General features: G+C 57.4%; 15 protein-coding genes. 5 read left to right on the top strand and 10 right to left on the bottom strand.

Annotated features, from left to right (window positions below):
• Positions 1 to 137 precede the first annotated feature (137 nt).
• The 4 genes from mzrA to ACTJKZ_RS14165 all read right to left on the bottom strand — a co-directional run bounded on the left by mzrA (position 138) and on the right by ACTJKZ_RS14165 (position 3650).
• The gene (gene mzrA, locus ACTJKZ_RS14180; RefSeq protein ID WP_161735360.1) at positions 138 to 485 is read right to left on the bottom strand and encodes an EnvZ/OmpR regulon moderator MzrA; all 348 of its coding nucleotides are present in this window, start codon (positions 483 to 485) and stop codon (positions 138 to 140) included.
• A complete protein-coding gene (locus ACTJKZ_RS14175; protein ID WP_098052313.1) occupies positions 485 to 1159 on the bottom strand; it encodes a DedA family protein in 675 nt (224 codons plus the stop codon). The genes mzrA and ACTJKZ_RS14175 overlap by 1 nt, the downstream gene beginning before the upstream one ends.
• A 323-nt stretch (positions 1160 to 1482) precedes the next feature.
• Complete coding sequence (exuR, locus tag ACTJKZ_RS14170) at positions 1483 to 2259, bottom strand: transcriptional regulator ExuR (RefSeq protein ID WP_150013533.1); 777 nt, start codon at positions 2257 to 2259, stop codon at positions 1483 to 1485.
• An 86-nt stretch (positions 2260 to 2345) separates the two neighbouring features.
• Positions 2346 to 3650, bottom strand: a complete 1305-nt coding sequence (locus tag ACTJKZ_RS14165; RefSeq protein WP_440829748.1) for an MFS transporter — start codon at positions 3648 to 3650, stop codon at positions 2346 to 2348.
• Positions 3651 to 4049: 399 nt separating this feature from the next.
• Between ACTJKZ_RS14165 and uxaC the strand changes: the two genes are divergently transcribed.
• From uxaC to ACTJKZ_RS14150, 3 genes are read left to right on the top strand one after another with little or no spacing between them, the layout of a single operon-like run.
• A complete protein-coding gene (gene uxaC, locus ACTJKZ_RS14160) occupies positions 4050 to 5465 on the top strand; it encodes a glucuronate isomerase (protein WP_161735354.1) in 1416 nt (471 codons plus the stop codon).
• Positions 5466 to 5467: 2 nt separating this feature from the next.
• Positions 5468 to 6916 (top strand): tagaturonate reductase, encoded by a 1449-nt coding sequence (locus ACTJKZ_RS14155; RefSeq protein WP_161735352.1) that lies wholly within the window; start codon positions 5468 to 5470, stop codon positions 6914 to 6916.
• A 4-nt stretch (positions 6917 to 6920) separates the two neighbouring features.
• Complete coding sequence (locus tag ACTJKZ_RS14150; RefSeq protein WP_440829747.1) at positions 6921 to 8411, top strand: UxaA family hydrolase; 1491 nt, start codon at positions 6921 to 6923, stop codon at positions 8409 to 8411.
• Positions 8412 to 8705: 294 nt separating this feature from the next.
• On the opposite strand, the gene sstT is transcribed toward ACTJKZ_RS14150, so the two are convergent.
• From sstT to ACTJKZ_RS14135, 3 genes are all read right to left on the bottom strand, one after another.
• The gene (gene sstT / locus ACTJKZ_RS14145; RefSeq protein ID WP_440829746.1) at positions 8706 to 9938 is read right to left on the bottom strand and encodes a serine/threonine transporter SstT; all 1233 of its coding nucleotides are present in this window, start codon (positions 9936 to 9938) and stop codon (positions 8706 to 8708) included.
• Positions 9939 to 10173: 235 nt separating this feature from the next.
• Positions 10174 to 11142 carry a TerC family protein gene (locus tag ACTJKZ_RS14140; protein ID WP_161735347.1) on the bottom strand — a complete coding sequence of 323 codons (969 nt, stop codon included), beginning with the start codon at positions 11140 to 11142 and terminating at the stop codon, positions 10174 to 10176.
• Between the two features lie 255 nt (positions 11143 to 11397).
• Positions 11398 to 12384 (bottom strand): Gfo/Idh/MocA family protein, encoded by a 987-nt coding sequence (locus ACTJKZ_RS14135; RefSeq protein WP_161735345.1) that lies wholly within the window; start codon positions 12382 to 12384, stop codon positions 11398 to 11400.
• Positions 12385 to 12530: 146 nt separating this feature from the next.
• Here ACTJKZ_RS14135 and ACTJKZ_RS14130 point away from each other — a divergent pair, with 146 nt between their 5' ends.
• Positions 12531 to 14219, top strand: coding sequence for a chloride channel protein (locus ACTJKZ_RS14130; RefSeq protein WP_260059327.1), 1689 nt, complete (start codon positions 12531 to 12533; stop codon positions 14217 to 14219).
• Here ACTJKZ_RS14130 and ACTJKZ_RS14125 read toward each other — a convergent pair.
• Complete coding sequence (locus ACTJKZ_RS14125; RefSeq protein WP_161735341.1) at positions 14216 to 14719, bottom strand: M48 metallopeptidase family protein; 504 nt, start codon at positions 14717 to 14719, stop codon at positions 14216 to 14218. The two genes, ACTJKZ_RS14130 and ACTJKZ_RS14125, sit on opposite strands and share 4 nt — an antisense overlap.
• An 83-nt stretch (positions 14720 to 14802) precedes the next feature.
• Between ACTJKZ_RS14125 and rlmG the strand changes: the two genes are divergently transcribed.
• The gene (rlmG, locus tag ACTJKZ_RS14120) at positions 14803 to 15921 is read left to right on the top strand and encodes a 23S rRNA (guanine(1835)-N(2))-methyltransferase RlmG (protein ID WP_440829745.1); all 1119 of its coding nucleotides are present in this window, start codon (positions 14803 to 14805) and stop codon (positions 15919 to 15921) included.
• Here rlmG and ACTJKZ_RS14115 read toward each other — a convergent pair whose 3' ends face one another.
• Both ACTJKZ_RS14115 and ACTJKZ_RS14110 read right to left on the bottom strand, forming a co-directional pair.
• Positions 15922 to 17940, bottom strand: coding sequence for an NADPH-dependent 2,4-dienoyl-CoA reductase (locus ACTJKZ_RS14115; protein ID WP_260059323.1), 2019 nt, complete (start codon positions 17938 to 17940; stop codon positions 15922 to 15924).
• 193 nt (positions 17941 to 18133) lie between these two features.
• On the bottom strand, positions 18134 to 18841 hold the full coding sequence (locus ACTJKZ_RS14110; protein ID WP_222924959.1) for a polyphenol oxidase family protein: 708 nt from the start codon (positions 18839 to 18841) through the stop codon (positions 18134 to 18136).
• Positions 18842 to 18846: the final 5 nt, after the last annotated feature.

Genomic DNA, 18846 nt, shown 5'->3' with positions numbered 1-18846 from the left:
GCCTGCGCGTGCTGAGAATCGACTCTCAGTTAAGCATAGACATCGATAGTAAAAAGTTCAAAGAAGACCGGGAGATAGGGCGCCTTTCAGACCGCCACACCCTGCCGCGGCGGCCTGAAAGCAAAGAGAGGAGCTTATTACGCCAGAGAGAGGTGCTGAGCGTGATCGTGCTGGGCCACGATAAAACCCTGTGGCAACAATCGGCGCAATACCTTCTGTGCGGCCAGGCTCTGCTCTTCGCTGTCAAAATGGATAATCAGTGCGTCACCCGCAGGCGTGATGCTTTTGATACGAATACCCTGCGCACTTAATTGCTGATAGAGATAAAAGCCATCAGGCAGCGTTGCACCAGCATGAGAAACCCGAATTTTCACTACCGTCTCGTGCTGCATCAGAGGAGGAACCACACAAAGCGCGGTCAGCGCAAGTGCGCCAGCGATCAACCACGGTATCCACCGTTTAGGAATAGCCTGCAGCAGTTTCATTACTCGGCTTTCCCGTTCTGATTCGCCTGACGCTTACGCCATAACACGACCAGCGATCCCACCAGGCCAAAGACCAGCAGCGCCAGTGGCAGCATCATCAGGAAGAACATCATCTCATCTTCATAACGACGGAAAATCGGGGTTTTACCCAGCGCAAAGCCGATAACGGTCAGAATGACTACCCAGAGGAAGGCGCTCACCCAGTTGAAGAACTGAAAGCGGGCATTGCTGAGGCCTGACAATCCGGCGATGGTCGGCAGCAGCGTTCGCACAAATGCGATAAAGCGGCCAATCAACAGGGCAGACAGACCATGGCGATGGAACAGACTGTGCGCGCGTAGATGATACTGGGCGGGAAGGTGAGAGAGCCATTTCTGTACCGTAGGCGTATTGCCCAGCCAGCGGCCCTGAATGTAGCTCACCCAGCAGCCAAGGCTGGCCCCAGTAGTGAGAACCAGAATCGTTAACGGGAAACTCATGGTGCCTTTGGCAATCAGAACACCAACAAGAATCAGCAGACTGTCACCCGGCAGAAATGCGGCAGGAAGAAGACCATTTTCTAAAAACAAAATCATAAACAGCACGCCGTAAATGGCCCATACCAGCGTGGGGTCGGAGAGAGTTTCGTAGTCCTGTTGCCACAGGGCATGCAGCAACGCTTGCAAAATATCCATCAATCATTCCTGAACATCATTGTTAAACATGTCCCACAGGGACTTAAACGCAGACCGGCATTTCGTTATAAATTTTAGGAGCGCAGCCTGGGCGGGGTTTTCCGGATCCTTCCAGAATTGATTGTTAAATCAGCGACTTTATAAAACCCTGTCGCAAAGGGTAATAAAAGGGCGATAACTGTAACAAAAATCGCCTGTCTGAGACAGGAAAACTCTCTGGCAAACAGGAGTTTTACCTTGTGAAACGGCGTGTAAAAAGGAGCTTTACATGACCTGACACTATTGCAGATTAACTGACCATCTCAGGGTGTTTTCAGGCACTTTTAGCGGGCGTTGTTGGATCCATCAGGCAGGATGACCGGATTTTCACCAAACATGTAACGATCCACGTTAAATTCAAAATCATCCGCCGTCGCGTTGAACAGCATCTGTTTAGTATTTTCCAGATGTTGCCACATCGCCAGTTTGCTGGCGGCGGGATCTTTACGCATCAGGGCTTTGAGAATCTGATCGTGGTCGTCGCACCAGCTGAGAATGCTGCGCTGGTCGATATGTTCGTGAAGTTTAAGCCAGTAGGGATTGTGCAGACGATGCAGCCACATTTTTTCAACGATGGCGGCCAGGGCACTGTTTTGGGTGGATTGTGCAATTCGCACATGAAACTGCATGTCCCACTCGGAGTCACGGAAGTGATCCTCCTGGCGGGCTTTTTCCTGGATCGCCATCAGATCGATAATGTCCTGACGCGTTACCTGGGTGGCAGCGAATTCCGCCACGTTACTCTCAATCAGCTGGCGCGCCTGCAGTAATTCAAACGGACCAAAAGTGGCAAACTCAAGCTGGCTGCTGGTAGCGGCGATGCGGTTCTGCTGCTGGCTGGCGATAACATGAATACCCGATCCTTTACGAACCTCAACATAGCCTTCAACTTCCAGCATGATGATCGCTTCGCGGACGACGGTGCGGCTCACTTCCATCTCTTCAGCAATCAGGCGCTCGGCAGGCAGTTTTTCACCCACCGGGTAGATCCCGGTTTCAATGCGGCTTTTCAGCTCGCTGGCCAGCTGTTGATAGAGTCGACGGGATTCAGTGATGTCCATTGCACAATCCTGGTAGCAGACAGATAAGTTGTTATACCACTTCAGGGCGTGCGAGGAAATGGGCTGGCGCAAGCCAGCCCGGCGGGTTAACTGCGAACGGCGCTGGCTGACGGAATAACCGCTTCATTATTCAGCTCTGAAACAGGTTTATTTTTCAGGACCGTCCAGATAACGACAGCACCCAGCAGATCGAACACTGCCAGCGCGGCAAAGAGCGGGCTGAAGCCCAGCGTATCGGCCAGGGCGCCGACAACCAGCGCAAACATGGTACTGGCGGTCCAGGCGGCCATGCCGGTTAAGCCGTTCGCTGTCGCAACTTCGTTGCGGCCGAAAACGTCTGACGACAGGGTGATCAGTGCGCCAGAGAGGGCCTGATGCGCAAAGCCGCCGACGCACAGCAGGCCAATGGCGACGTAAGGGTTGGTAAATAGCCCGATGGTGCCTGGCGCAATCATTAATACCGCACCCATTGTCACCACCATCTTGCGGGAGACGATCAGGTTAACGCCAAACCAGCGCTGAAACAGCGGCGGCAGATAGCCACCCAGGATGCAGCCAAAATCCGCAAACAGCATCGGCATCCAGGCGAACATTGCAATCTCTTTCAGATTGAAGCCGTACACCTTGAACATAAACAGCGGTATCCAGGCGTTGAACGTTCCCCACGCCGGTTCTGCCAGAAAACGCGGCAGCGCGATGCCCCAGAACTGACGGTTACGGATAATCTGCAGGGCCGACATTTTGTGGGTGTTGTTGGTCTGATGCTGCGCTTCCTGACCAGAGATAATATAGTCACGCTCTTCATCGCTCAGCTTCTTTTGCTGTTTGGGGTGCTTATAGAACACCAGCCAGCAGAGTGCCCACGCCATGCTCAGCACACCGGTCATGACAAAGGCCATCTGCCAGCTATGCACCACGATTGCCCAGACGACCAGTGGCGGAGCCAGCATCGCACCGATAGACGAACCGACGTTAAAGTAGCCTACCGCAACCGAACGCTCTTTGGCCGGAAACCACTCACTGCTCGCCTTCAGTCCGGCCGGGATCATCGCCGCTTCAGCCGCACCGACGGCACCACGCGCCAGAGCAAGGCCGCCCCAGCTGCCCGCCATCGCCGTAGCGGCACAGAAAATCGCCCACATAATAGCAAACACCGCGTAGCCAACTTTGGTGCCAAGCAGATCCAGTACATAACCTGCCACCGGTTGCATCAGCGTGTAGCAGGCTGAATAGGCCGCAATGATGTAGGAGTACTGCTGCGTGGTGATATGCAGCTCTGACATTAATGTCGGGGCCGCCACGGCAATGGTGTTACGGGTCAGATACCCTAATACCGTACCGAGCGTCACCAGTCCAATCATGTACCAGCGTAACCCTTTGATCTTACGCATCCTCTACCTCTTCCAGTTCTGTATGCGGTCTTGCCGCTGTTGTTATCTGGAGCGGGACAGCACGTGATGCAGCTCTGCTCACGCCCGCAGGTTCTGTATGAGCAACCCTGTTATGACCTTGCCCTTTGTGAGTCGCTAACGACCTCACGATGGGGCCAGAGCCTAACTTGTTATACAACTTTAAAAGTTGAGAGCCATCACAAAAACCCTTTCTGCACTGTGGGATACTGGAAACCTGCGAAATGACAGCCATTTAGCGCGCTGCGGACGACAGAAACGTCCATAACGGCAGTCAGGCACCGCCGTTTATGTGAGCAGGATCTCAAATAAATCCGTAACGAACTAAAATTGGTATGATAACTTTGGGCCATCAGTGGTTCAGTCGATGAGGAAGCATGTATGTCACGTTTCATGACCGAAGATTTTTTGCTGGATACCGAATTCGCCCGTCGTCTCTATCACGATTATGCAAAGGATCAGCCGATTTTCGACTATCACTGCCACTTGCCGCCGCAGCAGATTGCCGAAAATTATCGCTTCGCCAACCTTTATGACATCTGGCTGAAGGGCGATCACTACAAATGGCGGGCAATGCGCGCTAACGGTGTGGCTGAGGCGTTCTGTACCGGCAACGCCAGCGATCGTGAAAAATTTGACGCCTGGGCGCGCACCGTGCCTCACACCATCGGCAACCCGCTCTATCACTGGACCCACCTGGAGTTACGCCGGCCTTTCGGCATCACCGATACGCTGCTTTCTGAGAAAACCGCCGACACCATCTGGCATCGCTGCAATGAACTGCTGGCGCAGGATAGCTTTACCACGCGCGGCATCATGCAGCAGATGAAGGTGAAGATGGTCGGCACCACCGACGATCCGCTGGATGATCTGCGCCATCACCGCGCGCTGGCAGACGATGCCAGCTTCAGCGTCAAAGTGCTGCCGAGCTGGCGTCCGGATAAAGCCTTTAATATCGAAGCCGAAACCTTTCTGCCGTGGATCGCGACGCTGGAGCAGCTGACTGATATCAGCGTGCAGCGTTTTGACGATCTGCGCCGCGCACTGCATCAGCGGCTGGATCACTTTGCGGCTCACGGCTGTAAAGTCTCCGATCACGCGCTGGATGTCGTCTGTTATGCCGAGGCGGATGACGCCACGCTGGATGCAATCCTGGCGCGTCGTCGCAGCGGTGCCGCGCCCAACCCGCAGGAAACGGCCCAGTTTAAAACGGCGGTACTGGTCTGGCTGGGCAGCGAATATGCCCGCCGTGGCTGGGTGCAGCAGTATCATATTGGCGCACTGCGCAACACCAATCCGCGCCAGTATCAGCTGCTGGGGCCGGATGTGGGCTTTGATTCCATCAACGATCAGCCGCTGGCGGAACCGCTGGCGCGACTGCTGGGCGCACAGAATCTCAATAACGCGTTGCCAAAAACCATTCTTTACTGCCTGAACCCGCGCGACAACGAAGTACTGGCGACGATGGCGGGTAACTTCCAGGGCGAAGGCCAGGCGGGCAAGATGCAGTTTGGTTCAGCCTGGTGGTTCAACGATCAGCTGGATGGCATGCAGCGTCAGATGACGCAGCTGGCGCAGATTGGCCTGCTGAGCCGCTTCGTCGGGATGCTGACCGACAGCCGCAGCTTCCTCTCCTACACCCGCCACGAATATTTCCGCCGTCTGCTGTGCCAGATGATTGGCCGCTGGGTAGAGCAGGGTGAAGCGCCAGCCGATGAAGCGCTGTTAGGTCAGATGGTACAGAACATCTGCTTCAACAATGCCCGCGACTACTTTGGCATTGAGCTGGGAGCCTGATAATGAAAAGGCTAAACCGCCACGACTTTCCGGGCGCGGTCTATCGCGAACGGGTGATCCAGTTTGGCGAAGGCAACTTCCTGCGCGCCTTTATTGACTGGCAGATTGACTGGCTGAACGAACATCAGGGCACCGATGCGGGGGTTGTGGTGGTGCGGCCGCGCAACCGTGAAGTCAGCGACAGCCTGAATCAGCAGGATGGCCTCTACACCACGCTGATCCGCGGGTTAAACGATCAGGGCGAACAGGTCAGCGAAACCCGGCTGATCCGCAGCCTGAATCGTGAAATTCAGCCTTATCAGCAGATTGGCGAGTTTATGGCGCTGGCCCGTAATCCCGATCTGCGTATGGTCTTTTCCAACACCACTGAAGCGGGCATCGCCTTTGTCGGCACGGACCAGCTCACCGATCAGCCCGCCAGCAGTTTCCCTGGCAAACTGACGCAGCTGCTGTGGGCGCGCTATTCGCACTTCAGTGGTGCCAGCGATCGGGGCTGGCTGGTGGTGCCGTGCGAGCTGATTGACCATAACGGCGACACGCTGCGCGAGCTGGTGCTGCGCTATGCCGACCACTGGCATCTGCCATCCGAATTTAAAACCTGGATTCATCAGCACTGTGCATTTTACAACACGTTAGTGGACCGCATCGTCACTGGCTTCCCGGCGGAAAGCGAGCAGCTGCAACGTGAGCTGGGTTATGAAGATCGCTATCTGGTGGCGGGCGAAGTCTACTACCAGTTTGTGATTCAGGGGCCGTCGGCGCTGTTCAGTGAGCTGAAGCTGGCGACGCTGTCGCCGCAGGTCCGGCATGTGGATGATATTGCGCCCTATAAAGCGCAAAAAGTGGCGATCCTCAATGGTGCGCATACCGCGATGGTACCGGTGGCGTATCTTGCCGGGATTGAAAGCGTCGGCGAGGCAATGGCCGATCCGGCCATTGCCGGATTTGTCGATAACCTGCTGCGTCACGAAGTGATCCCGACGCTCGATCTGCCCGCCGATGAACTTCACGCCTTTGCCGATGCGGTTCAGCGCCGTTTCCGCAATCCGTTCATTCGCCACGCGCTGCTGTCGATTGCTCTCAACGGCATGACCAAGTTCCGTACCCGTCTGCTGACGCCACTGCTTGCCGCGCATCAGCAAACTGGCGAATGGCCGACACACATCACCTTTGCGCTGGCGGCGCTGATCGCCTTTTATCGCGGTGAGTCAGCCGGCAAAAGCTGGCCGTTACAGGATGAGCCGCAGTGGTTACAGCGCTACGCCGATGCCTGGAAAGCGGTTAATGCGGACCAGATGTCGCCACAACAGCTGGTGCATGCTGTGCTCAGCGACGCGCAACACTGGGGCAAAGATTTAACCCGTCAGCCCGGACTGGCTGCGGTGGTCACCCAACACCTGCAAAATATCATCGCCCACGGAATGCGTGAGGCGCTGAGCCAACTGAGATAACGCTATGCAAGACGCAATTAAAATTGATCCCCACGACAACGTCGCCGTGGCGTTACGTGACTTAGAGGGGGGCGCCACGATTGAACTGCCGCCACTGAGCGTGGCGCTGCAACAGGCCGTGGGACGCGGGCATAAATTCGCCCTGCAGCCCATCGCGCAGGATGAGCTGGTGATCAAATATGGGCTGCCGATTGCCCATGCCACACAGCCTGTGGCCGCCGGTGAGGTCATCCATTCGCAGAATGCCCGCACCAATCTCAGCGATCTGGATGAGTATGCGTATCAGCCCGAGTTTGTAACGCTTTCACCGCAGCCAGGTGACCGGGAGGTGCAGATCTACCGTCGCGCCAGTGGCGAAGTCGGCATCCGCAATGAGCTGTGGATCCTGCCGACCGTTGGTTGCGTCAACGGGATTGCACGTCAGATCCTGCAGCGTTTCCTGAAAGAGACCCGGGACGCAGAAGGCATTGACGGCGCATTCCTGTTCAGCCACACCTTCGGCTGCTCGCAGCTGGGGCAGGACCATGAAAACACCCGCACCATGCTGCAGAATATGGTGCGCCATCCCAACGCGGGCGCGGTGCTGGTGATTGGTCTTGGCTGTGAAAACAATCAGGTCGATGCCTTCAGAGACACCCTCGGCGCGTTTGAAAGCGACCGGGTCGAGTTTATGGTCTGCCAGCAGCATGACGACGAAGTGGAAGCCGGGCTGGAGCGTCTGCATGCGTTGTATAAAAAAATGCGCCATGACCGGCGTGAACCGGGCAAGCTTAGCGAGCTGAAGTTTGGTCTGGAGTGCGGCGGTTCGGATGGTTTGTCTGGTATCACCGCCAACCCGTTGCTGGGGCGTTTCTCAGACCAGATGATCGCTAATGGCGGCACCACCGTACTGACCGAAGTGCCGGAAATGTTTGGCGCAGAACGCATCCTGATGAGCCGCTGTCGCGACGAAGAGACCTTCGGCAAAACGGTGGCGATGATCAACGACTTTAAACAGTACTTTATCGATCACCAGCAGCCGATCTATGAGAATCCGTCACCGGGCAACAAAGCGGGCGGTATCACCACGCTGGAGGAGAAGTCGCTGGGCTGTACGCAGAAAGCGGGGCAGAGTCAGGTGGTCGATGTGCTGAAGTATGGCGAGCGGTTAAAAACGCCGGGGCTGAATCTGCTGAGTGCGCCGGGCAATGATGCGGTCGCCACCAGTGCGCTGGCCGGCGCCGGTTGCCACATGGTGCTGTTCAGTACCGGACGCGGCACGCCGTATGGAGGATTTGTGCCGACGGTGAAGCTGGCGACCAACACGCCGCTGGCGGAGAAAAAACCGCACTGGATCGACTTTAATGCCGGACGGTTGATCGAAGGGATGAGCATGGATGCGATGCTGGAAGATTTTGTCGACAGCATTGTGGCGATTGCCAGTGGTCAGCAGACCAACAATGAGAAAAACGATTTCCGCGAGCTGGCGATTTTTAAAAGCGGTGTGACGCTTTAAACAAAACGACCCGCTAAAGTGCGGGTCGCTTGAGATCGTTGATAAAGTCCGGCTCTGTGGCGGTGAGACCGAGCCTGCGAAGGGAACACAGTCAGATCGGAAAGTCGCAAAGGCCGTCATCCATGACACGCTCGGCCCGCGCCATCCTTGGCGCGGGACGCTTTCCTCTTCTGCCCGTGTTCCCTGCGCGTTGAGTTTATCCGTTGCGGCTGGATTAACCCTGATGTGGGCATGGCAGCAGCCTTAAGCGATCCGTAATTATTCATACGGGTCGCCTTTTTTATGTTAACTGAATCAGGCCCGGCTTGTTTCGCGCTCCGCTTCTGCCTGACAGACAGCGGCAGTAAACAGAATATCGGTTGAGGAGTTCAGTGCGGTTTCCGCCGAATCCTGCAGGACGCCGATAATAAAGCCCACGGCCACCACCTGCATCGCCAAATCATTCGGAATGCCGAACATATTGCAGGCCACCGGGATCAGCAGCAGCGAACCGCCCGCTACGCCCGATGCACCACAGGCACAGAGTGACGCCACCAGACTCAGCAGAATCGCGGTCGGCACATCAATGCTGATCCCCAGCGTATGCACCGCCGCCAGCGTCAGCACGGTAATGGTGATCGACGCACCCGCCATACTGATAGTCGCGCCCAGCGGAATCGACACCGAATAGGTATCCTCATCGAGATCCAGACGTTTCGCCAGTGCCATATTCACCGGAATATTGGCGGCAGAACTGCGGGTAAAGAAGGCGGTCACGCCGCTTTCACGCAGGCAGGTGAAGACCAGCGGATAAGGGTTGCGACGGATTTTCCAGAAGACCAGCAGCGGGTTCACCACCAGCGCCATCAGCACCATGCAGCCCAGCAGCAGCGCCAGCAGATGGGCATATTGCCACAGCGCGCCAAAGCCGGTTGAGGCCAGAATCGACGCCACCAGACCGAAAATACCGACAGGCGCACAGCGGATGACGCAGCGCACCAGCCAGGTTACCGCCTCAGAGGCATCGTTGAGAAAGGCACGGGTGCTGTCACTGCTGTGACGGAACGCCAGCCCCAGGCCAATGGCCCATACCAGAATGCCGATATAGTTAGCCTGCATCAATGCAGTGATCGGATTCGAAACCATGCTCATCAGCAGTCCACGTAACACTTCGGTGATGCCGGAAGGGGGAACGATTTCCGTGCTGCCCACCGCCAGCGTCAGCGTCTGCGGGATCAGATGGCTGAAGACCACCGCGACGACCGCCGCGAAGAAGGTGCTTAGCAGATAGAGCATAATAATTGGCCGGATATTGGTTTTCTGGCCTTGCTGGTGGTTGGCGATTGAGGCGATGACCAGCATCAGAACCAGCAAGGGCGCGACCGCTTTCAGCGCACTGACAAACAGTTCACCCAGCAGACCGACCGCCAGCGCGGCATCGTGTGAAATCCAGGCGAGCGCCACACCGGCGATCAGCCCAATCATGATTTGCTTCACCAGGCTTCCGGCGAGCAGCGTGCCCAGACGTGCGGAGAGAGTTTTCTGCATAATATTTTCTATATTTTGTCGCGGATGTAGTTTCAGACGCGATGTTTTGCATCGGCTAAAACGGTTTGCCCGGCGGAGTATAAGGAAAAGATCGGACGAGAAAAGAGAAAGTTCTGTTGCTGTGGGGTATGTCGGATTTTTATTATGCTGAATAGTGGAAGTGTGACAGAGAGATGAAATGGCGTGGCAGGCTGCCGCAAAATAAAACAGGGGCATCCGCTGCCCCTGCAGGTAATTATGGTGTGAGCTTTTTCTGGTCTCTTTTGCGGTTAACCCAGGCGTTGATCAGCAGGGTAGACGCCAGAATGGCACCGACTACGCCCAGTGAGATCCCGACCGGAATATGGTAGAGGTCGACAATCAGCATTTTGAAGCCGATGAACACCAGCACAATCGCCAGGCCATACTTCAGCATTGAGAAGCGCTCTGCCACGTTCGCCAGCAGGAAGTACATGGCACGTAATCCCAGAATCGCGAACAGGTTTGAGGTCAGCACGATAAACGGGTCGGTCGTGACGGCGAAGATCGCCGGGATACTGTCGACGGCAAAGATCACGTCGCTGAGCTCCACCATAATCAGCACCAGCAGCAGCGGCGTCGCAAACAGCACGCCGTTTTTGCGGGTGAAGAACTTCTCGCCGTCGAGATCATCGGTCATGCGTAAATGCTTACGCAGCCAGCGCACCACTGGCTTGTCGCCCACCGCACCGTCATCCTCTTTCGCCAGCGCCATTTTCACGCCGGTAAACAGCAGGAACGCACCAAACACATAGAGGATCCAGCTGAACTGCGTGACCAGCCAGCTACCTGCGAAGATCATGATAGTACGCAGCACGATAGCGCCTAATACGCCGTAGATCAGTACCCGTCGCTGCAGGTTGGCCGGAATAGAGAAGTAGCTGAACAGCATCAGCCAGACGAAGACGTTATCCACCGCCAGCGCTTTTTCCAGCACGTAACCGGTCAGGAAGGCGAGCGTCTGCGTATTAGCCACTTCACGTCCCGCGCTGCCCTCCAGATACCACCAGAAAGCGGCGCTGAACAGCAGTGAGACGGAAACCCAGATCAGCGACCAGACAGCCGCCTGTTTGAAAGACATGGTCTGCGCGCCGCGACGTCCCTGCAACAGCAGGTCGATAGCCAGCATGATCAGCACCACAACCGCAAAGCTGCCCCACAGTAAAGGCGTACCCACAGTTTGCATATTCGTATCCTGTCTTAAAAATAAAAAAACGGCTGAAGTCAGAAGACGTCAGCCGCTTATTTTTGTGTAAGCAAACCTCGCCTTCCGGCAAGGTCTCACTTACAACACAGAAATGGATTCCGGGTTGCCTGATGACCGGATGCCTGCGCATCGTAGTGACGATCAATCAGCTTACAAGTTACTCCCCTTTGCAGGAGGGTAAGTTACGGTTTAGCCGCACAGGAAGCAACTCCTCACAGACATATTTAGAAATATTTACACAGCAGCATGATCGGCAGGGAAGATCACGCCGGTCTGACGCCGGATTTCGGTCAGCAACGCGGCGGTAATGCGCGAAACCTCAAGCCCCGGATGGTCCACCTGGCGCTGCTCAACCAGCCGGGCAAAAACGGCCGCTTCGTACAGCATGGTGTTGATATGTTGCGGCTGGCTCAGCGCCTGCTTTTCCGCGCCCCGCGGCACAAAGGTCAGCTGCTGGCACTCCGATAGCTTTTCAATCACCAGCGCGCCCGCTTCACCCTGAATCTCGCTGGGCAGGCTGGAATCACTCACCTTCGAATGCAGAATCGTCACGTCGAAATCACCGTAGCTCAGCACCACCACGCCATGTGCATCCACGCCGCTCGTCAGCAATGTCGCAGTGGCCTGCACACTATCTGGCTCGCCCCACAGCGTCACCGCCGAGGCCAGACAGTAATACCCGATATCCATCACCGAGCCATTCGACCAGCGCGGATCAAAAGTATTGGGGTTCTCGCCGTTGAGATAGCGCGGGTAGCGTGAAGAGTACTGACAGTAATTCAGCAGCGCTTTTCGCAGTTTACCCACGTCAGGCAGCGCCTGCTGTAGACGCAGGAAATTCGGCAGGCTGGCGGTTTTAAATGCCTCAAACAGCACCACCTGATGCTCACGAGCGCAGGCGATCATCTTCTCTGCTTCGGCCAGATTTGAGGCCAGCGGTTTTTCGCAAATGACATGCTTGCCGTGCGACATAAACAGCAGCGCCTGCTGGCAGTGCAGGGCGTTGGGGCTGGCCAGATAGACCGCATCGATCGCCGGGCTGGCGGCCAGGGCGTCCAGTGAGGTAAAGGTCTGTTTGCAGGGATAATCGGCGATAAAGGCGTCGGCCTGCTGCTGACTGCGTGAATAGACCGCGCAGAGCTTCATCGCTCCGGTTTCATGAGCGGCATCAATAAACTGGCGTGTAATCCAGTTTGTTCCCACAATGGCAAAACGAATCACGTCATCTCTCCGGCAGCGGTAAAGCGGCAGAGTAACATCTCACCGACGCGGTGCAAGCGCGCCGGGCAGGCAGGGATTGATCCTGCGATCCGCATTCCAATACTATGCGGAAGCAATAATAAACAGGCATCAACCAGGGAGCACAGGTGAAAGCAAGTAAGCACGCATTAAACTGGACCACATTGCTGATTGCCATTCCGGTCGGGTGTGCGGCGTCGCTGGTGACGCTGGCTTTTCGCGGCGTCATTGAACTGATCAACCATCTGCTGTTTGCGCGCAGTGGCGACATTACCGAATCCCTGCATCTCTGGCCGTGGATTTTCTGGCCGCTGCTGGTGGGCGCGGGCGGCGTGCTGGCGGGCTTTTTCCTGCGTTATGCGGTTGCCATTGAGCAGCAGCAGACGGTGAAAACGGATTACCTTGAAGTGATCAACGCCCGGCTCGATGCGGTGCCGACCAAAACCTCGCTGTTCCGCGCCCTGTCGTCGATTGCCAGTATCGGCAGCGGCGCGTCGATCGGTAAAGAGGGGCCGATGGTGCAGCTCTCAGCACTGTGCGGCAGCGCGATTGGCCGCCTGTTACCGTCCTCGCTTAACCTGAAAAACAGTGACGTCGTGGCGATGGCGGCCGCGGCGGGCCTCTCGTCGGTCTACCATGCGCCGCTGGCGTCGGCGATTTTCGTCGCGGAGATTGCCTTCGGTATTTCCGCGTTGCAGCGGCTGATCCCGCTTATTATCGCCTCGGCGACGGCGGTGATGACTATGTGGACGCTGGGCTTCCGCAGCGCGCTCTATCCGCTGGCGGACGCGAATTTCGCTATGGATCTGAGCAGCCTGCTGATGACGGTGGTGATCGGTCTGAGCGCCGGTCTGGCGGGCTGGATGCTGATTAAGTGTATCGCTCGCAGCAAAATGCTGTTCAGCCGGGTCGCCTCGCTGCCCGTGCGTCTGGGCGCGGGCGGAGTCGCCGTAGGCTTACTGGCGCTGATCTCCACCGATATCCTCGGCAACGGCTACGAGGTCATCGTCAAAGTGATGGCGGGCGACTATCTGCTGCCGGGCCTGTTGCTGCTACTGGTGCTGAAAACCCTCGCCACCAGCCTGTCGGTAGGATCGAACGCGGTCGGCGGACTCTTCACGCCTTCGCTGCTGATTGGCGCACTGCTTGGCGTCATCATCGCGACGGTGGGTGCGGCGCTGCATCTGCCGCTCGGCAATGTGCTGCTCTATGCCGCCATTGGCATGGCGGCAGTGCTGGCGGCGGTCAGTCAGGCACCGTTGATGGCGATGCTGATGGTGCTGGAGATGACGCTCAACAGCAGCCTGTTGTTCCCGCTGATGATCGCTACCGTGCTGGCGTCGATGGTGGTTTATCGCCTGCAATCAGTCAGTACCTATCCGGTGGTGAGTCATCACTTCAGCCGTTCAGAGGCGAAATATGATTTCGATAATATGCGCATTGCCGAGTTGATTATTCCCGGCGCGGCGCTGCAGCCGGAAGAGTCGGTAGGGCAGGCGCTGGCGGTCAGCTCGCTTAAGCGTGAACGCTACGTCTATGTCATTAATGCCGCAGGCGCTTTCCTCGGCGTGGTCTCAATTCATGAGATTTCGCGCCGGGTGCTGGCGCAGGAGATCACCCTTGATTCACCGGTGCAGTGCGTGATGGATCAGGATTTTCCGGTGGTGTTTGAGAATCAGAGTATGCGTGAAGGGTGGGAGGCGTTTGCGGCGGTCACGCTGGAGCGACTGCCGGTGCTTAACAATCCCCAGGAACGACGCTTTCTGGGCGCGCTGACCAAAACCAGCCTGATTCAGAAAGCACAGGAGTTTCTTTAAGCCGCGTTACCGCGCATCGCCTGATCAGTCATCCAGAGCCGCGCATCAAATTCGAGCTGGTGGTAATCCGGCTCCATATGGCAGCAGAGCTGGTAGAACGCCTTATCGTGGTCTTTCTCTTTCAGGTGTGCCAGTTCATGCACCACGATCATTCGCAGAAACGGCTCTGGCGCAAGGCGGAAAAAGGTCGAGATGCGGATCTCCGCTTTCGCCTTGAGTTTGCCGCCCTGAATCCGTGAGATGGCCGTATGCAGGCCAAGTGCGTGCTTCATCACCTTAATCCTGTTATCCCACATCACTTTGCTGATGGGTGGCGCGTTGCGCATATAGCGATTTTTCAGCGCCTGGGTGTAGTCATATAGCGCTTTATCACTCATCACGTCGTGAGTGTCCGGATAACGTTCCTGCAGAAACGCACCTAAGCGCTGGTGGGTAATCAGCGTCTGAACCTGCTCAAGAAGGGGGGCAGGATAACCCTGAAGGTAGATCAGTGAGGACATTAGGGATTCCAGGCGAAAGACAGTATACTGCGCCCCCGTTTTTGGGGCGAAAATCAACCAAAGTGTACCACGCCGGAGAATTCATGAGCCAACTTGAACTGAACGATCGCACACTGATCCTGCATCGCTTCCCGCAGATGCGTGACGAAAGTCCATTACAAGCCTGGGATGCGGCTGATGAATATCTCTTACAGCAGGCGCTGCCGGCAGGACCGGTGCTGGTCTTCAACGACAGTTTCGGGGCATTAACCTGCGCCCTGAGTCCACGCACCGTCTGGCATGTCAGCGACTCCTGGCTCAGCCAGCAGGCCGCCCGTCAGAACCTTTCCTTTAATGAGCTGGATGGCAGCGACGTACACTTTGTTGATAGCCTCGCGGAATTGCCGGCGGCTCCGGCGGCAGTGCTGATTAAGGTGCCGAAAACGCTGGCGCTGCTGGAGCATCAGCTGCGTGCCATTCGCGAAGTGGTCACACCCGATACGGTGATTCTGGCGGCGGCGCGCGCCAAAGAGATCCATAACTCTACCCTTCAGCTGTTCGAACAGATCATCGGGGAAACCAAAACCTCACTGGCGTGGAAAAAAGCGCGTCTGATTTTCAGCCAGTTCAGCAAGCCTGCAGTGCGTGAGGCGACGCCGACGCTGGTCTGGCCGCTGGATGGCACCTCTTATCAGATCCACAACTATGCCAACGTTTTCTCGCGCTCGTCGCTGGATATCGGCGCACGGCTGTTTGTGCAGCATCTGCCGGAAAACATTGAAGGTGAGATTGTCGATCTGGGCTGTGGCAACGGCGTGGTAGGGCTGGTGGCGCTGGAGCAGAATCCGCAGGCCGAAGTGCATTTCCTTGATGAGTCTTATATGGCGGTCGCCTCCAGCCAGCTTAATGTGGAAGTGAACCGTCCTGACGATCTGTCGCGCTGTCAGTTCCTGGTGAACAACGTGCTGAGCGGCTATCCGTCAGATCGGCTGCACGCGGTGCTGTGCAACCCGCCGTTCCATCAGCAGCACGCTGTCACCGATCATCTGGCGTGGCAGATGTTCCGCGATGCGAAACGCTGCCTTCAGTATGGCGGTGAGTTGCGTATTGTCGGCAACCGCCACCTTGATTATCACCACAAACTGAAGAAGCTGTTCGGCAACTGCACGCTGATCGCCTCTAACCAGAAGTTTGTGGTGCTGCGCGCGGTGAAAATGCGCTAGTCAGACCGTTAAAGCCAGCTGCGTTGCCTGCGCAATCGCGCGGCGCGCATCCAGTTCCTGCGCTACGTCTGCACCGCCTATTACCGTCACTACCTGTCCTTTTGCACGCAGCGCGGCTTCCAGTTCGCGTTGTGGCTCCTGTCCGGCACAGATAATCACGTTATCGATCGCCAGCAGCAGCGTTTCGCCGTTACGCCGCAAGTGCAGGCCGCTATCATCAATCGCCAGATACTCCGCGCCGCCCCACATCTCCACGCCGCGCGCCTGCAGGCTGGCGCGATGGATCCAGCCGGTGGTTTTTGCCAGCCCGGCGCCGGGTTTCCCTGTCCGGCGCTGCAGCAGCCAGATTTGCCGTAACGCGGCAGGCGGCTCAGGTTTCACGATGCCGCCGCGCTGCGTCAGGCTGTGGTCGATGCCCCATTCGGCGTAAAACGCCGCCCGATCCTCATCATGTGAAGGCTGTGACAGATACTCCGCCACATCAAAGCCAATCCCGCCCGCGCCGATAATCGCCACCCGTTTACCCACCGGGCGCTTATCACGCAGCACCTCAAGGTAGCTCAGCACGCTGGGGTGATCGATGCCTGGAATATCAGGCGTACGGGGCTGAATGCCGGTCGCCAGCACCACTTCATCGGCGTCACTCAACTGATCCGCCGTGACCCGACAGCCGGTTTTGACCATCACGCCCGCTGCCGCCAGCTGATTGCGGAAATAGCGCAGCGTTTCGCTGAACTCCGATTTGCCGGGGATCAGCCGGGCAATATTGAACTGGCCGCCTATCTCCGGCGCGGCCTCATAGAGTGTCACCTGATGGCCGCGCTGTGCCGCCTGCAGCGCAAACGCCATCCCGGCGGGACCGGCACCCACTACTGCCAGCCTGCGCGGTGCGGTGCTGACGATAACCGGCATCAGCGACTCATGGCAGGCGCGCGGATTGACCAGACAGGAGGTGATCTTCCCGGCAAACACCTGGTCGAGACAGGCCTGGTTACAGGCAATGCAGGTGTTGATGCTGTCCGGTTCGCCGCGCTGCGCTTTGCTGACAAAGGCGGGGTCGGCAAGGAAAGGGCGCGCCATCGAGACCATATCGGCGCAGCCCGACTGCAACAGCTCTTCGGCAACGGCGGGGTGGTTGATGCGATTGGTGGCGATCACCGGCACTGACACATGGGCGCGCAGGCGCTGCGTCACCCAGGCAAAGGCCGCGCGCGGCACGCAGGTGGCGATGGTCGGGATGCGCGCTTCGTGCCAGCCAATGCCGGTATTGAACAGCGTGACGCCGCACTGCTCCAGCTCGCCCGCCAGCAGCAGCGTCTCCTCCAGCGTGCTGCCTTCTTCGATCAGGTCGAGCATCGACAGCCGGAAGATGATGATAAAGGCATCGCCGGTTGCGGCGCGAACCGCGCGGGTAATCGCCAGCGCGAACTGCATCCGCTGGCGGAAGTCGCCGCCCCAGCGGTCGGTTCGCTGATTGGTGTGCTTCACCAGAAACTGATTAATCAGGTAGCCTTCGGAACCCATGATCTCCACGCCATCGTAGCCCGCCCGCTGCGCCAGACGGGCGCAGCGGGCAAAGTCATCAATGGTCTGTTCAATCGCCGCCTCGCTCATCGCCTGTGGCGTGAACGGGTTAATCGGGGCCTGACGTGCCGAAGGCGCAACCAGATCGGGCTGATAGCTGTAACGGCCAGTATGCAGGATCTGCAGGGCGATTTTGCCCTGATGCTGATGTACCGCCTCCGTGATCTGCCGATGCCAGCTGCACTGCGCTTCGTCGATAAGCATCGCGCCATGCGCGGTGGTGACACCCTGAGCATTAGGCGCAATGCCGCCGGTGACAATCAGTGCAACGCCTTCACGCGCCCGCTCGCCGTAGAACGCCGCCAGCCGCGCTGCGCCATCCGGATGCTCCTCCAGACCGGTGTGCATTGACCCCATCAGAAAGCGGTTTTTCAATTGGGTAAAGCCAAGATTCAGCGGCGTAAACAGCGCAGGATAATCAGGATTGACGGGCATGATAGTCACTCACAGTTAAGTGGTCGGATGAGTTCACTCTAGCCACTTCTGCGTTAAAAAAAAGTGAAAGAATGTCAGGGTGTGAGTGAAATCATAAACATCGGTGGGGAAGTGCTGATGAGCGGGAGCAGGGAGGTTGTGCCTTACGCAGCACAACTATCCGTGGGCTTTAATGTTTCTGACTCTGAAACGCTTAGCGCCGTCGGATCCACGAATAGCGTGAGCGATAGCCGCTGCCATGATGAGTATTAAAGCGGTAGCTTGATCCGCTCTCCGCCATGCAGTAGGTGCAGACGTTCACGTTATCGATCTGCGCGACCGGCACACCCGCCTGCACCAGCAAATGCGTTGCCAGCGCAGGCAGATCGAACCAGACGCCCTGCTGGCGGGCAGCAGCCTGTGGACGTTGCGCCAGCGGATTGACCGGCGGGTTCCGGTGCCAGCGCAGCCCGCTGGCAAACGCCGGGTTCTGCGCAATCTCTGCAAGCTGCGGTTCAGCCAGCTCATAGCAGCAGGGCCCCATTGCCGGGCCAATCGCCACCACCAGGTCCTGCGGGTTGCAGCCCTGCTCGCCCAGTTTTTCCACGGCGCGGGTCAGCACGCCCGCCAGTGTTCCCTTAAGTCCGGCATGAACTGCCGCCACGATTCGTTTATTGCGGTCGGCGAACAGCACCGGCAGGCAGTCGGCGGTATAAACCGCCACCGGGCGTGTTCCGCTACCGATCACGCCATCCGACTCGCAGCTTTTCGGCGGGGTGTTCTCAATGTCGGTGACCACAGTCGCGCTGTGGCGCTGATGTCCCCAGGCGGCATCGGCGGGAGGCGGCTCACCGGCGGGCTGAAACGCATAATCGAGCCACTCCAGTGAATCGAGCAACGGCGAGCGCGGGATCACGGCCATAAGAA

Source organism: Pantoea sp. 22096, from assembly GCF_052045955.1.
Taxonomy (GTDB): Bacteria; Pseudomonadota; Gammaproteobacteria; order Enterobacterales; family Enterobacteriaceae; genus Pantoea; species Pantoea alfalfae.
This window is presented reverse-complemented; position numbering and strand designations above follow the sequence as displayed.

Bases quoted from the DNA above. Each gene is read 5' to 3' on its own strand.
- mzrA (WP_161735360.1), bottom strand. From the start codon at position 485: ATGAAACTGCTGCAGGCTATTCCTAAACGGTGGATACCGTGGTTGATC.
- ACTJKZ_RS14175 (WP_098052313.1), bottom strand. From the start codon at position 1,159: ATGGATATTTTGCAAGCGTTGCTGCATGCCCTGTGGCAACAGGACTAC.
- exuR (WP_150013533.1), bottom strand. From the start codon at position 2,259: ATGGACATCACTGAATCCCGTCGACTCTATCAACAGCTGGCCAGCGAG.
- ACTJKZ_RS14165 (WP_440829748.1), bottom strand. From the start codon at position 3,650: ATGCGTAAGATCAAAGGGTTACGCTGGTACATGATTGGACTGGTGACG.
- uxaC (WP_161735354.1), top strand. From the start codon at position 4,050: ATGTCACGTTTCATGACCGAAGATTTTTTGCTGGATACCGAATTCGCC.
- ACTJKZ_RS14155 (WP_161735352.1), top strand. From the start codon at position 5,468: ATGAAAAGGCTAAACCGCCACGACTTTCCGGGCGCGGTCTATCGCGAA.
- ACTJKZ_RS14150 (WP_440829747.1), top strand. From the start codon at position 6,921: ATGCAAGACGCAATTAAAATTGATCCCCACGACAACGTCGCCGTGGCG.
- sstT (WP_440829746.1), bottom strand. From the start codon at position 9,938: ATGCAGAAAACTCTCTCCGCACGTCTGGGCACGCTGCTCGCCGGAAGC.
- ACTJKZ_RS14140 (WP_161735347.1), bottom strand. From the start codon at position 11,142: ATGCAAACTGTGGGTACGCCTTTACTGTGGGGCAGCTTTGCGGTTGTG.
- ACTJKZ_RS14125 (WP_161735341.1), bottom strand. From the start codon at position 14,719: ATGTCCTCACTGATCTACCTTCAGGGTTATCCTGCCCCCCTTCTTGAG.
- rlmG (WP_440829745.1), top strand. From the start codon at position 14,803: ATGAGCCAACTTGAACTGAACGATCGCACACTGATCCTGCATCGCTTC.
- ACTJKZ_RS14115 (WP_260059323.1), bottom strand. From the start codon at position 17,940: ATGCCCGTCAATCCTGATTATCCTGCGCTGTTTACGCCGCTGAATCTT.
- ACTJKZ_RS14110 (WP_222924959.1), bottom strand. From the start codon at position 18,841: ATGGCCGTGATCCCGCGCTCGCCGTTGCTCGATTCACTGGAGTGGCTC.